This window comes from Alteromonas sp. IB21, assembly GCF_016405965.1.
Lineage (GTDB): Bacteria > Pseudomonadota > Gammaproteobacteria > Enterobacterales > Alteromonadaceae > Alteromonas.
Genome location: NZ_JAEFCD010000016.1, coordinates 52,449 through 67,375, shown reverse-complemented (window position 1 = coordinate 67,375; position 14,927 = coordinate 52,449). Strand labels below are relative to the sequence as shown.

Annotated in this window: 11 protein-coding genes; 3 read left to right on the top strand and 8 right to left on the bottom strand. The window is 44.6% G+C overall.

What is annotated here, in order from left to right; all coding sequences use genetic code 11:
* Positions 1 to 75 precede the first annotated feature (75 nt).
* Entirely contained in the window at positions 76 to 486 is a 411-nt protein-coding gene (locus JC525_RS12180) for a deoxyguanosinetriphosphate triphosphohydrolase (protein WP_198816079.1), read from the bottom strand.
* A 328-nt stretch (positions 487 to 814) separates the two neighbouring features.
* On the opposite strand from JC525_RS12180, the gene JC525_RS12175 reads away from it, so the two are divergent.
* The gene (locus JC525_RS12175) at positions 815 to 1,213 is read left to right on the top strand and encodes a YqaA family protein (protein WP_198816110.1); all 399 of its coding nucleotides are present in this window, start codon (positions 815 to 817) and stop codon (positions 1,211 to 1,213) included.
* Between the two features lie 14 nt (positions 1,214 to 1,227).
* Here the strand turns inward: JC525_RS12175 and JC525_RS12170 are convergent, their stop codons facing one another.
* The 5 genes from JC525_RS12170 to JC525_RS12150 form a co-directional block, all read right to left on the bottom strand.
* Positions 1,228 to 1,896, bottom strand: coding sequence for a sulfite oxidase heme-binding subunit YedZ (locus JC525_RS12170; protein ID WP_198816078.1), 669 nt, complete (start codon positions 1,894 to 1,896; stop codon positions 1,228 to 1,230).
* 107 nt (positions 1,897 to 2,003) lie between these two features.
* Positions 2,004 to 3,011, bottom strand: a complete 1,008-nt coding sequence (gene msrP / locus JC525_RS12165) for a protein-methionine-sulfoxide reductase catalytic subunit MsrP (protein WP_198816077.1) — start codon at positions 3,009 to 3,011, stop codon at positions 2,004 to 2,006.
* 197 nt (positions 3,012 to 3,208) lie between these two features.
* The gene (locus tag JC525_RS12160) at positions 3,209 to 4,552 is read right to left on the bottom strand and encodes an anti-phage deoxyguanosine triphosphatase (protein ID WP_198816076.1); all 1,344 of its coding nucleotides are present in this window, start codon (positions 4,550 to 4,552) and stop codon (positions 3,209 to 3,211) included.
* Between the two features lie 74 nt (positions 4,553 to 4,626).
* The gene (gene yfbR, locus JC525_RS12155) at positions 4,627 to 5,226 is read right to left on the bottom strand and encodes a 5'-deoxynucleotidase (protein WP_198816075.1); all 600 of its coding nucleotides are present in this window, start codon (positions 5,224 to 5,226) and stop codon (positions 4,627 to 4,629) included.
* A 1-nt stretch (position 5,227) separates the two neighbouring features.
* The gene (locus tag JC525_RS12150) at positions 5,228 to 6,448 is read right to left on the bottom strand and encodes a pyridoxal phosphate-dependent aminotransferase (RefSeq protein ID WP_014976750.1); all 1,221 of its coding nucleotides are present in this window, start codon (positions 6,446 to 6,448) and stop codon (positions 5,228 to 5,230) included.
* A 270-nt stretch (positions 6,449 to 6,718) separates the two neighbouring features.
* On the opposite strand from JC525_RS12150, the gene JC525_RS12145 reads away from it, so the two are divergent.
* Together JC525_RS12145 and JC525_RS12140 are read left to right on the top strand one after the other, a co-directional pair.
* Positions 6,719 to 7,513, top strand: a complete 795-nt coding sequence (locus JC525_RS12145) for a DUF2189 domain-containing protein (protein WP_198816074.1) — start codon at positions 6,719 to 6,721, stop codon at positions 7,511 to 7,513.
* Between the two features lie 417 nt (positions 7,514 to 7,930).
* Complete coding sequence (locus JC525_RS12140) at positions 7,931 to 8,260, top strand: DUF3718 domain-containing protein (protein WP_183043274.1); 330 nt, start codon at positions 7,931 to 7,933, stop codon at positions 8,258 to 8,260.
* A 125-nt stretch (positions 8,261 to 8,385) separates the two neighbouring features.
* Here the strand turns inward: JC525_RS12140 and JC525_RS12135 are convergent, their stop codons facing one another.
* Positions 8,386 to 11,553 carry an efflux RND transporter permease subunit gene (locus JC525_RS12135; protein WP_198816073.1) on the bottom strand — a complete coding sequence of 1,056 codons (3,168 nt, stop codon included), beginning with the start codon at positions 11,551 to 11,553 and terminating at the stop codon, positions 8,386 to 8,388.
* Positions 11,550 to 14,903 (bottom strand): efflux RND transporter permease subunit, encoded by a 3,354-nt coding sequence (locus JC525_RS12130; RefSeq protein WP_198816072.1) that lies wholly within the window; start codon positions 14,901 to 14,903, stop codon positions 11,550 to 11,552. The genes JC525_RS12135 and JC525_RS12130 overlap by 4 nt, the downstream gene beginning before the upstream one ends.
* Positions 14,904 to 14,927: the final 24 nt, after the last annotated feature.

Genomic DNA, 14,927 nt, shown 5'->3' with positions numbered 1-14,927 from the left:
GTTGGGACATTGCTTCGCTTACTTGTTAGATAGCGTAATGATTAGCTAGGTATTTGAGCGTTAACAGAGCACGTTTTACCAGGGGCCTAATGCAACATTCTTTTCGTCGTTAATACTGTCAACGCGAACATTAACCAAGCTTACCGAGTAAAGCTTGCAAAGTTTTCTGATCATTTCACTGTCTGTTGGCTGAAGATCCAAGTCGATGTTTTCTACATACAGTGTTTTACACTGTCCACCAGTAATAAGTTTGCTGATCCACTCTGGCATTTTTTCTTTTTCAGGCTTTTGAATACGAATAGCGTGATCTACGGTTTTTGAAAACGACACCGAGTTTGAAAGCAGATAATTCCAACCTTTGTCGTTACTTCCTTTTCCATTACCTTGTTTTTCGCCAGGAAACCCTTCAATAGGTAGAGGAAGTTGAACTACATTTGAAACCGAAGCGCGCAAAGCATTGAATCGTGAAACTGAAGATGTGTTCATTGTAAAACCCCTTGTGTATTTGCCCTTAAGCTTATGAAGTAGACTTAAGAAATACCGTTATTTAAAAATGCTGTTCGTATATACAGTGTGTATGTGTATACAGTATTAATAAAAGTGCGCTTTGGCAAGTATTAAGTTGTACTTTTTTCACACAAATTGGTGGTTTTCCAGTAACTATCTAAAAGATAATGATTTTTTCGTTGTATCGAACTCTTAAGGAAGCATTCATACGCGTATTAAGGTAAGATGCGCGCGAATTTCACATAGAAAACTACTGTATAAAGCTGGAGGAGCGTTGAGCGCGTTAATACATTTAGGCTATGTAGGCATGTTCTTGTCGGCATTTTTAGCTGCCACTATTTTGCCTTTTAGTTCTGAGGTCGTCCTGAGCGCTTTATACGGTAGTGGCTTAAATGGCCTGTTGCTGCTCATTATAGCTTCTGTCGGAAATGTACTTGGCTCGGTGGTTAATTATGTATTGGGCTTTAGGTTCGGAAAAGAAATTGCGACGCAAAAGTTAAAAGTGAGCGACGCGGCGTTTAAACGTGCAAGTGATACTTTTACAAAGTGGGGAAAGTGGAGCTTGTTTTTTTGCTGGGTACCTATTATTGGCGACCCGATTACGCTTGTAGCGGGTGTACTCAGAAGCCCACTATGGTTCTTTATGCTTGCCGTGACCATAAGTAAAACAGCACGCTATGCCGCGCTGCTTTATGTACTTGTTTAATAAGTTTTGCGGCTTTAATGTTCTCTCGCCACTGCACTTTTGTCTTTAGACTTCTTTTTGCTTTTCTTCTGGTACACCACAAACCAATTTTTCATTCTTGGACTCATTAGAAGCAACCCCGCCATCCAATACCAAACCGGCTCTTGCCAAAACGTTTTCTGCGACCAACTGAAATGAAGAAGTGCGAGGGGCAGTATCAGGTAAATGCTGTTGTGAAGCTTCTGCCACTTTCTTCCCATGTTGCGCTGGATACGCTTAAATGACGTAGCGGTGAGTGCAAAAAGAAGAAGTAATGCTACCATGCCAACGATTATGTAGGGCCTGCTTACTATCTCGCTTGCGACTAGCGCCATATCAAGCTGTAATTCAAAGAATACATAAGTGAATAGGTGAGCAAAGGCGTACACGAAGGTATAAACGCCAATCATGCGCCTGAATTGCATTGGTTCAGGGCTTGGGAGCCATTTGGCAAGTGGGCTTAGGGTAAGTGTTAGCAACAGAAAGTGAATTGCCCAGGTTCCCGTTTCGTTTATAAGCGTATTGACCGGATCTGGACCAAGCTGGTCGGTAACGCCTGCAAAAAACAGCCATGTGATATAACCCAGAGCAAAAAGGTGGATGAAGGCCTTTAGCCCGCGACGCTGCCAAAGGGTAAATCGAAAGGGCTTTTTTCTAAATGTCATTAATGATGAAACCTACTAGTGTCGTGGCAGGCATATCGCAAAAACAACGCTAATTCAGCATACATGCCCGTGCAAATTGATGGGGTTATTATCGAGCTACCGCGACGTTAATAATAACGCGCTAAGTCCATGTCTTTGTATAGCGGTGCAACTTCGCTGTAGCCGTTAAACATTTGCGTGTCTATACGATTTCGGGCAAGTAATCCGCCAGTAGTTATCCTGCGTTCACTAGCCTGGCTCCATCTAGGGTGGGATACATTTGGATTTACGTTGGCGTAAAAACCATATTCGTTGGCGGCAAGTCTATTCCATGTGGTCGGAGGTTTTTTGTCGGTAAGACGAATTCTCACAATAGACTTAATGCTCTTAAAGCCATACTTCCATGGAACAACCAACCTAATTGGCGCGCCGTTTTGAGGTGGCAGCGTTTTCCCATATAGACCAACTGACATAAGCGTTAACGGGTGCATGGCCTCATCAAGACGCAAACCTTCCACATAAGGGTAGTCAATACCGCCACCGGCGAAGCGGCTTCGCTGGCCAGGCATTTGTTTCGGATCATATAAGGTTTCAAACGCTACATATTTTGCAGACATCAACGGGTCGGCTTGTTTGAGTAAAGCCCCCAATTCAAACCCAATCCATGGCACTACCATCGACCATGCTTCAACACAGCGCAAACGGTAAATGCGCTCTTCTAATGGAAAGCGTTTTGTTAAGGCATCGTGGTCAAGCTCAATAGGCTTTTTCACCATACCGTCAATTTTCAACGTCCACGGATTAGTTTGAAATTCAGTCGCATTTTTGGCTGGCGCATCTTTAGATGTGCCGAATTCATAAAAATTATTATAGCTGATCACTTTATCTTCAGGCGTTCGGGTTTCCGCTATTTGAAACTTGGGCGGTTGGCTAAACTCAAGCGCTTTTCCTTTGAATGCTGCTTTTTCTTCCTCATCTTCCCAAAACCAACCCGCAGCACCTGCTGACTTTGCTAACAGTGTAGACGCGCCCACAAAGCCCATAGATTTGAGCAATGAACGACGATTCATATAAACGCTTTCATCAGTCACATGGTTTTCGTTCAATTTCACTGAGGGTTTAAATGGTTTTGGCATTACATCACCTTTCTATTGGAAAATAGCAGACTTACTTTAACGTCGTTTAGACAACGGAATACTGTTCTTTACGTAAATGGTGAGAGTAAGTTTCAATAAAGTTGCTATTTACTAAATTCGATATAGTAAAAAGACCGATAGTTCGGCCTTTTTATTTCAACTTCTTTAGCAAAGGTAAAATTTAGGAGTAAACAAGCTTACATATGCAAACTATCTTGAATACCGCCCTGTTTAGGGGAAAAGATATTGCTGTATAAGCGAGAGGCAAATTCATCCGTCATACCTGATATATAGTCGGCGAGAACGCGCATCCCATTGTCGTGTTCGCACGCTTTACGCCAGCGCTCTTGTGTGTTTTCAGGTAGCAGGCGGTCTGGGTCTGATGCAAACGCTTCAAATAGCTCCATAACCACCAGTTGCCCTTTATATTCAAGAAGCTGAACGTCAGGACGGCGTATCACTTTGTTAAACACAAAGCGTTTGAAAAGTTCTAGGGCTTCCGCAAATTCTTCAGGCATCACGGCGTTGAACGCAAGTAACGGATGAGCGAAGCCATCCACACCTTTTATTTCAATGGCCGTGATGAAGCTATTTACCAGTGCCCCAATAGCATTCTTTCTTTCGTGATGTGCTGCGCTAAATAGTTTGTTGGTTAGCGTTTCAATATTGTCTGATAACCACGGCACGTCAAGGGCCTTCAATGGTGTGGTGACATCATCGATAAAATGATGCTTGCTAACCATGTCCATAACAATGGCATCTTCTAAATCGTGAATGCCATAGGCAATATCGTCAGATAACTCCATAATTGAGCAGTCGAAAGATTTAAACTGCGTTTTGCTGTGGCCAGTGGCTTTGGGCGTAAACTGCATAAACGCATCTTTATCTTCATTGCTAAATGGCGCAAGCAGCCAGTCGAATAGAGACTCATCGCAGCGAAACAGCCCCTTGGGCGGGTGCCAGTCGTGTGCCTTAACCTGACGCAGTGATACAGGGCGTTCAGGCACGGGGCCCTGACTATGAAGGGCATCAATAAAGTTAGGGTATTTTACCAAGCCTAATACGCTTCTTCTGCATAAATTCATGCCGTGCTCGGCAGTATAGGGCTCAAGCTGAGAGATGATCCTAAAGGTTTGTCCGTTTCCTTCAAACCCGCCGTGTTGATGCATCATATAATTGAGCGCAATTTCACCGCCGTGCCCAAAGGGCGGGTGGCCAATATCGTGAGCTAAACACAGGGTTTCAATAAGTGTGGGGTCGAGAGCCAAAGAACTAGCGATATCGGGAAATTTCACCCATAGCTGTGCGGTAATTCCAGTACCAATTTGGGCGGCTTCCAGAGAATGTGTAAGGCGTGTACGATAAAAGTCGCTTAGTCCCACGCCCAATACTTGGGTCTTCGCCTGCAAGCGACGGAATGCAGCGCTGTGGAGCACGCGCGCTTTATCTCGCTGATACGGATTACGATGATCGCCGTCTCGTGTTTCACTTCGTGGTAAACGGCGCTCGTGTAGTGCTAGTTCCCATTCGCTTGTTGCCAAAAAAACCTCGCTGCTTTGCTGTTTACTGCTCTCGTAACGACAATATTATGGATTTCACGCCATTGTTTATTTTCTTACAAATCGTCTAGCGTAATTTCGTCAAGACTCAAAGAAAAGCTAGGAACGTAACGCGTCAAAAAGTAATCCACCTCTTCAGACTGATACTCTTTCAGCGTTTTATCTAACCGTTTTTTAGCCAGTTTAAATTCTTGGTTGCCAGCAGCAAGCTCTTCAAGGGTTTTCAGGTAAGCACAAAGCACATCTGCCGCTTTTACAATAAAGGCTTCTTCTTCACTGTGGTAGTGGTGGTCTATAAGTGCAGCATAGTCCTCGCGAAATGCTTCAGGCGCCATTTCAATGAGCTTGTTCTCGGCTATTTTTTCAATCTTTTTGTATTCTTCTTTTATAGCAGGGTTAAAGTATTTCACTGGGGTAGGGAGGTCGCCCGTAAGCACCTCTGATACGTCGTGAAAAATCGCCATGGTTGCGATTCGATCTGGATTAAGTGTACCGCCAAAAAACTTATTTTTAATTAAGGCAAGGGCATGCGCTACCATAGCCACCTGCAAACTGTGCTCTTGAACATTTTCCGTGCGCACATTGTGCATCAGCGGCCAGCGATTGATTAGCTTCAAACGTGCTAAATGGGCGAAGAAGTGGCTTTTATCAGACACGTTATGCCCCTTGCTTATAGGTTCTAAAGAAGTTTCCAATTCGATGAAGTGCTGGAACTAATACATCGCTGTGAGGCAAAAACACTAACCTAAAATACGTGCCTTCGGTTAAGTTAAATGCGCGGCCATGTACCAGTAAAATCTTTTCAGAGCTCAATAAGTCCAGCACCATCTGCTCATCGTTTTGGATATTGAACTTCTTCTCATCCACCTTGGCGAAACAATACATAGCACCTTTAGGTTTGACGCAAGAAATGCCATCAATACCATTCAGCATATCTGTGGTTACATCACGTTGAATGCGCAAGCGCCCGTTTTCTTTCACTAAATCGTCAATGCTCTGATAGCCGCCTAGTGCTGTCTGGATCGCGCTTTGGCATGGAACGTTTGCGCACATTCGCATTGAAGACAGTATGTTAAGCCCTTCTATATAGTCAGACGCCAAACGTTTATTACCGCTCACGACGAGCCAACCTGAGCGAAAACCGGCTACCCGGTAGTTCTTGCTTAAACCGCCAAAGGTAACAAAAAATACGTCGTCAGCCAGTGACGCAATACTGGTGTGCTTTGCTTCATCGTAAAGTATTTTATCGTAAATCTCGTCACTAAATACTACTAGGCCGTGCTCGCGGGCCACTTCAACCACGTCTTGCAGCAGGGCTTTGTCGTACACCGCGCCGGTAGGGTTATTAGGGTTAATCAGCACAATTGCGCGGGTTTTGCTAGTGATTTTACTTTTTATATCGTCAATGTCTGGGAACCAGCCCGCTTGCTCGTCGCAGCGATAGTGAACCGGTGAGCCAGACGACAGACTTACAGCTGCGGTCCAAAGCGGGTAGTCAGGGCTTGGAATAAGCACTTCATCGCCATGATTAAGTAACGCTTGCATCGCCATCATGATTAACTCAGATACGCCATTACCGATGTAAACATCGTCTACACGAATATCTTTGATATTGCGCTGCTGATAATACTGCATTACGGCTACACGGGCGGCATAAATTCCTGTCGAGTCTGAATATCCTTGAGACGTGGGCAGGTTATGGATCACGTCTTTTACGATGTCGTCAGGGGCTTCGAACCCAAACGGGGCTGGGTTACCGATATTTAATTTTAATATGCGGTGTCCTTCATCTTCCATTTTACGTGCTTGCGCAGCAATGGGGCCTCTGATGTCGTAACAAACGTTATCTAATTTATGTGAGCGAGATACAGTTTTCATGGTCTATCTGGTTGATTTACATACCCTGAGATTATCGCAATACACAGCCTTATGCGATGGCATTTTTGCAGTATTTCTCTCTTAATCACGACTTTTTTTGTCAAGTGATTAATTATTGTACGCCAAACGAGATAGATCTTTCTTTTGTCACTTAAGTATAAAATTTATGTTAATAGGTTGTGAACTTTTCATTCTAGGCCTATCGTAGTAGTAAGGCGTGTAAAAAACGCGTTAGTAACAAACAGGCTAACAAGCAGAGGTGATTAGAATATGTCGCACCATTTCAAAGAAACACCAGAGAATGCGATCACGCAAAGCGGTATAGCGCGCGTTATTCCATGTAAAGAGTTAGACGTTGGCGATCCCATAAAATGGGTGTCGCTAGCATTAAGAGACGCTATGCGCGCACCGGGGCTCACCCTGTTTTATGGCGTGCTGTTCGCAATTATTCCGTGGTTCATTATGTATCTCGTTGAGATGACAGGTTGGCATCTGGTGATTTTACCTGCCATTGTCTGTTTCATGTTAGTTGGCCCTTTTTTGGCGGCTGGCCTTTACGACATAAGTTGGGAAATGGAAAAAGGCCATAAACCAACGCTTCGTCATTCTTTACGCGCTATGCGTAGAAACGCGTTTAACGAATGGGGCTTCGCGATACTGCTAATGGTCATGATGATTTTTTGGTTACGCGTTGCTTCACTTATCCACGCGCTTTATCCACCTTATATAGAAAACGATTTAGAAAGCCTTTTGCCTTTCTTGATGTTGGGAACCATGGTAGGTGCAGGTTTTACACTTGCAATGTTGTTTGTAACCGCTTTTACTCAGCCCATTCTTATGGAACGCAAAGTTGACCTTGCCACAGCAGTTTTGACCAGTGTAAATGCTGTGTGGCTGAACAAGGTTCCCATGCTGATATGGGGAGCGATAATCTTCAGCACCGTTGCCATTGGTTTTGTTACCGGATTTATTGGTTTTATCTTTTTAATGCCTATTATTGGTTATGCATCATGGCACGCTTATATTGACGCAATAGAAACCAAACGTGAGCGCAAATATGAGTAGATTTAACCGCTTTCTGTAATTTAATTACGAAAAACAGGCTCGTTACTGCACATAAAATAAGCTAAAACGTCATTTATTTTGTTAAAATTACATTTTAAAAGCCCCAGAAGGGGCTTTTTTATACTTAAGTCTTATATTACTTTATTCCTATAATCTTCTTTGCTATACAAATTTGTAATATATAATTTCCGTTAGTCTCATAAATTCAAGGGCTTACATTGCTAACAGTAATGTAACAACCTGATTTACCTGACATTTACCGCCGTTACACAATCTTTCAACAGAAAACTTTTTATTCTTGATGCATAAATAAAGGGCGTTGAGCAGGTTGATGATTTATTCAATGTTGCTCATACGAGACAAAGAGTTTGCCACAAACTTGTTTAGTACCTTTATCCACATATTGAGGATTTTAAAATGAAATTATCTAAAGCACTTAACCTTTTAGCTGCTACAGCAACGGTTGCTTTTACTATCAATGCAAATGCTGCTGCACCACAAAAAGATATTCGCTTTGTTGGTGAGACCCAGTTTGCGGGTTTTTGTAAAGCAATCGTCAATGATGACGTAAGAGTACTACGCTCAAGCCTTTCACGTAACGTGGGTCGTATTGGAGCCAGCCAACGTGAAGTATTGCGCATGGTAACGTCAGAAGAAGGTTTGACTTGTAATGGAAGCAGTCTGATTGAGTTTTCAGTAGAGCGTGATGCTAACGCGGTACATGAGTACCTAACGTCGCGTAGCTAAGGCATTGACTGCGGTTACGTTAAATCCAGAAAAAGCGGGCTAGTCTTATCGCCTCATCGATTATCACGACGAGTATGATAAAAACTAGACCCGCTTTTTGTCTTCTTACTTTTCAACTTTATTTATTAGTTCGCTATTTTTATGTATGTCGCCACGCGCGCCTTACTGGTTTTGAACAATCGCTGTGTTTTAAACCTAAGCTTTAAAAGCAGCACATAAGCAAGAGGCACCAAAAATAAGCTGGTTAAGGTAGAGAATACCAATCCACCAATAATTGCGATTGCCATTGGTGAGTAGGGCGGGCCATCACCGCCAATACGGGTGCTACCCATGGCAAGTGGTATAAGCCCTAAAACAGTTGTAGCTACTGTCATCAGAATTGGCCTGATACGGGTCATACACCCTTCGATTACGGCGTCGTACAACGACAAGCCTTCGTTGATAAGCTGATTAATTCTGTCAACCAACACAATGCCATTGTTAACCACGATACCCATCAGTATCAGCATGCCAATCATCCCCATGATAGACATAGAGGTTCCAGTAACCATGAATGCCCAAAAAACGCCTGTGAAGGAAAATAGTAATGAAGTGATTACAGACGTTGGAAGAATAAGCGACTCAAATAGCGCTGCCATCACAACGTATATCATACAAAGGGCCAACAGCATGTTCATTTGCATCACGCCGTTAGCTTCGTCTTGGCGAGAGAAACTGCCGTCTAGCGTCCACTTATAACCGGTAGGTAGTTCAATGTTTGCCAAAGCTTTCTCGATGCGCTCGCGAGCTTGTTCGGTGGTGGTTTCCCCCTCTAGGTTTGCACCGATAGCGAGAGCGGTTTGACGATAGTTGCGGTTAATTTGCGACAGTTGAGGTACCACAGAGAAATCTGCAATCATGTTCAGTGTTACCGATTGCCCCTGCGTAAATCCAATATTGATATTCTTAAGCTCGCTCAGCGATGCTTGAATATCGCTACCGAATTTAAGCTGCACTGCCACTTCGCCCGCATCACCATAACGGAATGTACGTAAATTACTGCCTCGTAGGGCCGTAGAGATGAGTTTTGCCACATCATTAACTTGAATGCCAAAGCGGTTTGCTTTCTCTCTGTCTATGCGTATTTGAACTTCATCGCGGGTCGAGCCCGTGTCGGCTTTTACATCCTTAAGCCCTTCAACGGTTGAAAGAATAGGAATGATCTGCTGAGAAATAGTCAGCAAGGTTTCTGAAGACTCGCCCAACAAGGTAACTCTCACGCCACCACCATTGCCACTATCCCATTGAAAAGAGGGGCGAGCACGCACAAACGAAGGCATGGTTTCACGTATATCCTCTTTGATTTGCCCTACGCTTACTGGCAACTCATCGTTTAGCGTAATACCACTTACCGCATGACCGGCAGTAAAATAAGTGTAAACCTGTTTGATGTGAAAACGTTCTTGATTTTCATAAAGGTAAGCTTCCATTTTATCTACGGTTTTTTCCACTTCTTCTAGGGTAAAGTTTTGCGTAACGTGATAATTAAGCCAAATACGCTCTTGGTTGTTATTACCTTCATCGTCTGATGTCACTGCCTGCATGGGCACAAAAGTCGACGCCAGAATAAGTAACGCAATGACGCAAGTTATTCCCTGGTGTTTCAACATCCAGTTAAGTGCTCGGCCATAGCCTTTAATATAGGATGGCGCTTTAGGTGTTTTTACTACTGGAATTTTTACTTTTGTTGTCAGCAATGGAATAAGTGTTTTAGCAATAAAAAGCGACGCAAACAGAGATATGCAGATAGCTACGGCTACGTGTTCTAAGAAAATAGTCACGTCTATTTTTACCCCAATAATATTGGGCAAAAACACAATCGCAGTGGTGGCAGTACCAGCAATGACTGCAAGACTCACTTTGTTTACACCAATTTGGGTGGCCCGTTTGATATCACCTTCTTGTTGGCGCTCTTGAAATACGCTTTCGGTTATTACAACGGCATTATCAACCAGCATACCAACGGCAAGCATCAGGCCCATTAGGGATAAAATATTAAGGGTATAGCCCAAAAGATACATTACACCTAAAGTAATACAAATCGAGAAGGGGACTGAGAGCACCACAATTAAGGTAGTGGTGAGCTGGCGTAAAAACAAATACAGCACAATAACTGAAAGTAACGCCCCTAAAAGACCAGCATTTAGCAAGTCGCTTAGCGATGAGGTTACACTTTTGGCAGTGTCGTCCATTACAAACAAACTAATACCTGTAAACTCAGGGTCTTCTTTGGCTTTTTCGATAACTTTCATCACCGCATCAGAAACTTCAACGAGGTTGCTGCCCGATTCGCGAAATACGTTAAAACCTACTGCAAAGGTTCGATCTAAGTGACGTCCTTCGTTGCGCTGAGGCAGTTCGTAGGTGACGCTGGCAATATCTGACAGACGAACGCTGCGGGTAACCCACATGTCTTTAAAGTCGTTTACATCGGTAAACTCGCCAGTTGGGTTAACCAGAATTTTTTCACCGTTGTTATACATGTAGCCCGCGGTTAGCGAAAAGTTTGCGCTTTGAAGCTGCTGCTCTAACCGTGTACCGTCTATTTGATATGCCGCCATTTTTTTTGGGTCTAAGCGAATGGTGATTTGGCGCTTCATGGTGCCGTATAGCTCAACTTTAGATACCCCCGGTACTCGCTCTAGCGGGCGCTTGAGGTTGCGCTCTAGCAAGTCATAGGCATTCGCTAAGTCGCGGTCGCTTGATACGCGCAGCTGAAATATAGGCATATCATTGGTGTTAAATTTATACACCATAATTCGTTCTATATCGTCAGGAAGCTCGTGGCGAATCGCATCAATTTTTTCGCGGGCTTCAATGCTTTTGGCTTTAAGGTTTTCATCCCAGTCGAACTCTACAATAACCTCGGCCATATTGTCATACGAGCGGGCTCTTAACCGCTTTATTCCCGACATGGTAGCAACAGCCTCTTCTACCGGTCGGGTGATCATGGTTTCAATTTCAACTGGCGTCGCATCAGGATAGGGGATCTGCACCACCATTTCTGGAATATCGATTCCCGGGAACTTCTCAAGAGGAAGCAAGCGCCCAGATACAATACCGAACAACAACATAGACAAAAACAGCATTCCAATGGTAACAGGCTTATTTAGCGCAAAGCGCGCCAGCGAAGCGCCTATTCCTGCAATGTTGGAAAGCTGAGCTTGTGACGCTTCGTTCTTATCGTGTTTATTCGCATCGCGTGCTCGGCCGCTTACGGCGTTGTTTTTAGAGGTGTTAAAAGGCGAACTCATAGTACACCGCCTTTCGACATGGCTTCTTCGTCATCAAAGCGCGCGTTCGTCTTTGCGTTAACAGGCGTTTTTTGCTCAACGTTTTTCTTAACGTCAAACAAGCTGTAAAGCACAGGCAGTAGGATTAGGGTAAGTAAGCTTGCAAACAGAAGACCGTAAATTACCGTGATGGCCATTGGGGTGCGAATTTCAGATCCTTCGCCATAACCAAACGCCATAGGCAATAAACCTAACACCGTCGTTAGTGTGGTCATTACGATAGGGCGCAAACGCGTTTTAGCCGCATCTAAAATGGCCGCGTCTTTACCTACCCCTTGACGGCGTAGCTGATTAATACGGTCAACTAATACAATGGCGTTGTTTACTACAATACCGCACAGCATTATTAAGCCGATAAATACCACTACATTAATCGGCGTATTGGTAAGCCATAAGCCATACACCGAACCCGCTCCGGCTAAGGGTACTGCGAATAAAATAAGTAGAGGGTGTAGCAATGACTCAAATTGCGACGCCATAACCAAGTACACCATAAATACTGCAAGAGCTAATGCAAACTGTAGCGAACGGAAGCTGCTTTGCATGTCTTCGCTCTGACCCGTTACTGTTGCGCTTAACGACAAAGGAAGCTGGGTCTCACTAATGACCTTGTTGGCAACGGCAACGGCTTCATCGAGCTTACCTTTGGCAAGGTTTGCTGTTACCAGTGCTACACGTTGTTGGCCCACGCGGGTAATCTCGCTTGGCCCTACGCTCATGTAAACGTCGGCGACGGCACTTAATGGGATAGGTTGAGCCGAGCCCGGGTTAACCACAATGGCGCGAACACTTGCGATATCGTCTCGCTGGTTTTCTTGCGTTCTTACCAGTACGTCCACCTTTCTGTCTTCAACGCTATATTGCGTTGCAACGCGTCCGCCTACTTTAGCGGCTATAAGCTGAGAAACGGTAGACGCATCAAGTTCAAGTCGAGCAAGTTTTGCGTGATGGAAGGCAATCTTAAGCTCTGGGTTGCCATCTCGAATACTGGTGGTAACGTCTGCAAAATTACTGTAACTGGCAAGTTTGGTCGCAATGGCGTCCCCATATTGCTGAAGCTGGTTTAGATCGTAACCTGCAATTTCAATTTGAATAGGTGATGCAAAGCTGAATAGTTCTGGCTCTGAAAACGTTGCCTGAACCTGGGGCTTGAAGGCTAAGTGGTCGCGAAGCGCACGCTTCACCTCGTCAATATCAGCCGCTGTTGCTGCTGGCTGCATAACAATGTTCAAGCGACCCCAATGATCGCCACCTTGGTTTGGCGCAGCACTGATAAGACTACCCGTACCAGACATGGCATAGGTACGTAATACTTTTGTGTCGCCGCTACTAGAATCATTAACTGCAACAGCAGCAAGCTCGCTAATTACGGCGTCGGTACTAGCTAGTGGCGAGCCCGCAGGAAGGGTGACTTCTACCGAAAATTCACCTTGTGACAGAGTTGGAATAAGTTCCATGCCAAGTCTTGGTATAAGGGCTATCGCGCCGGCAGCAAGGGCAAAGGCAGTGGCTAGCACCAGTGTTTTTGCTCGAAGGCTTGCACGCAGCAGCTTTTCATAGGCTGAAGCGAGAAGGTCGAACGCTTTATTAAATGCCCATACAATTGGTTTAAACGCAACGCCCAGTAATTTACTGACGATATGCCATGCACCAATAAACAAGGTAACCAAAGCCGCAGGTAGAAATACAAAGATAAGCCTGAATACCCAACGAATTGGCAGAGTAATAAAGTACATGATTTTGCCGAACGTCGACGAAGGTGCCGTGGGCGCAGGAGAGGCAAAGACATCTTCGTGATCAAGCTGTTGCTTTTTCTTCTTGTGTGCCATTGCAGGAATAAGTGTAAGTGCGACGACAAGTGACGCTGCGAGCGCGAACGATACGGTCAAAGCTTGATCTTTAAACAGTTGCCCTGCTATGCCTTCTACAAATATCAGAGGCACAAACACGGCCATAGTAGTTAGTGTTGAAGCTACAATCGCGCCAGAGACTTCTTTTGTTCCTTCGCTGGCGGCAGAGCTCTCGACCAACGTTTCGCTTTCTTCCCCTTTTAATTTTTTGTGGCGGTCGATGTTCTCAAGCACAACAATGCTATTGTCCACCAGTAGACCGACGGCAAGTGCAATACCACCTAAGCTCATCATATTTAGGCTTATGTCGTTGGCATACATCAAATTAAAAGTTGCAATGACCGACACTGGAATAGACACCGAGATGATGACGGTAGCCCAGAAATCTTTTAGGAAGAGGTAAAGCACCAGCATGGCTAAAATGCCCCCCATGACTGCTGCAGATTTCACGTTGTCTATGGCTTGCTTAATGAACACACTTTGGTCGTAAATTCCGCTGAGCGTGTAATTTTCAGGAAGGTTATTGTTTACTTCGTTTAATCGGTTAGCCACTTTTTGCGCGACGTTTACCGCGTTAGCGTCGCCTTCCTTGTAAATGGCAATTTCAATGCCTTCGCTGCCGTTGAAGCGGGTTACCACGTCACGGTCTTTATAAGCACTTTCTACCTTAGCAATATCTTTAAGCTGAATGTTTCTGCCTTCGAAGCGACCAACAAAAAGGTTCTCAATATCATTTAACGATTCAAACTGGTTCAGCGTTCTAACTAAAAACGCCTGCGCTGCGTTATCAATTCGACCGCCAGCTGCATTAATATTCTCAGCACTCACCCGGTCAATGATGCGGGTAATAGGAATAGACAGCTGACTGGCTTTTTGCTGGTCAATAAGAATATGAATTTCGTTTTCTAAACCACCGCCTACACGTACTGCAGCCACACCTTCTACGGATTCCAAAGCGCGCTTTACTTGTTGTTCGGCATATAAACGCAGTCGCTTCATTTGCGCTACGCTCAAACTTGATGTGTCGCTTTGTGCCGTAAGACCTAACTTAATAACAGGGTCTAGACTAGGGTTGAAACGAAGAAGTCGTGGTTTTTCTATATCTAGGGGAAGTTGCAACACATCGAGCTTTTCTCGCACTTCCAAGCTTGCGAAATCCATGTCTGTGCCCCAGGCGAAAGACAAAACCACGTCAGACTGACCTGCGCGGGAAGTGGAGGTGACTTTACGTACTCCTTTTACTACGCCAATGGCTTCTTCAATGGGCTTTGAAACCAGTTGCTCTACTTCGCCTGGCGCAGCGCCGTCGTAATCGGTGCGAATGGTGAGGGTGGGGTAAGACAAATCAGGCAGTAAGTTTACCGACAGCCGGCCTAACGACACCATACCAAATAATAATACCGCAAACGTGAACATGCTAACGGCTACAGGGCGCTTTACAGCGAGATCTACAATACGCATTGTGTGAATTCCTTGTAAGGCCGA

Bases quoted from the DNA above. Each gene is read 5' to 3' on its own strand.
- JC525_RS12130 (WP_198816072.1), bottom strand. From the start codon at position 14,903: ATGCGTATTGTAGATCTCGCTGTAAAGCGCCCTGTAGCCGTTAGCATG.
- JC525_RS12150 (WP_014976750.1), bottom strand. From the start codon at position 6,448: ATGAAAACTGTATCTCGCTCACATAAATTAGATAACGTTTGTTACGAC.
- JC525_RS12170 (WP_198816078.1), bottom strand. From the start codon at position 1,896: ATGACATTTAGAAAAAAGCCCTTTCGATTTACCCTTTGGCAGCGTCGC.
- msrP (WP_198816077.1), bottom strand. From the start codon at position 3,011: ATGCCAAAACCATTTAAACCCTCAGTGAAATTGAACGAAAACCATGTG.
- JC525_RS12175 (WP_198816110.1), top strand. From the start codon at position 815: ATGTTCTTGTCGGCATTTTTAGCTGCCACTATTTTGCCTTTTAGTTCT.
- JC525_RS12135 (WP_198816073.1), bottom strand. From the start codon at position 11,553: ATGAGTTCGCCTTTTAACACCTCTAAAAACAACGCCGTAAGCGGCCGA.
- JC525_RS12140 (WP_183043274.1), top strand. From the start codon at position 7,931: ATGAAATTATCTAAAGCACTTAACCTTTTAGCTGCTACAGCAACGGTT.
- JC525_RS12180 (WP_198816079.1), bottom strand. From the start codon at position 486: ATGAACACATCTTCAGTTTCACGATTCAATGCTTTGCGCGCTTCGGTT.
- JC525_RS12145 (WP_198816074.1), top strand. From the start codon at position 6,719: ATGTCGCACCATTTCAAAGAAACACCAGAGAATGCGATCACGCAAAGC.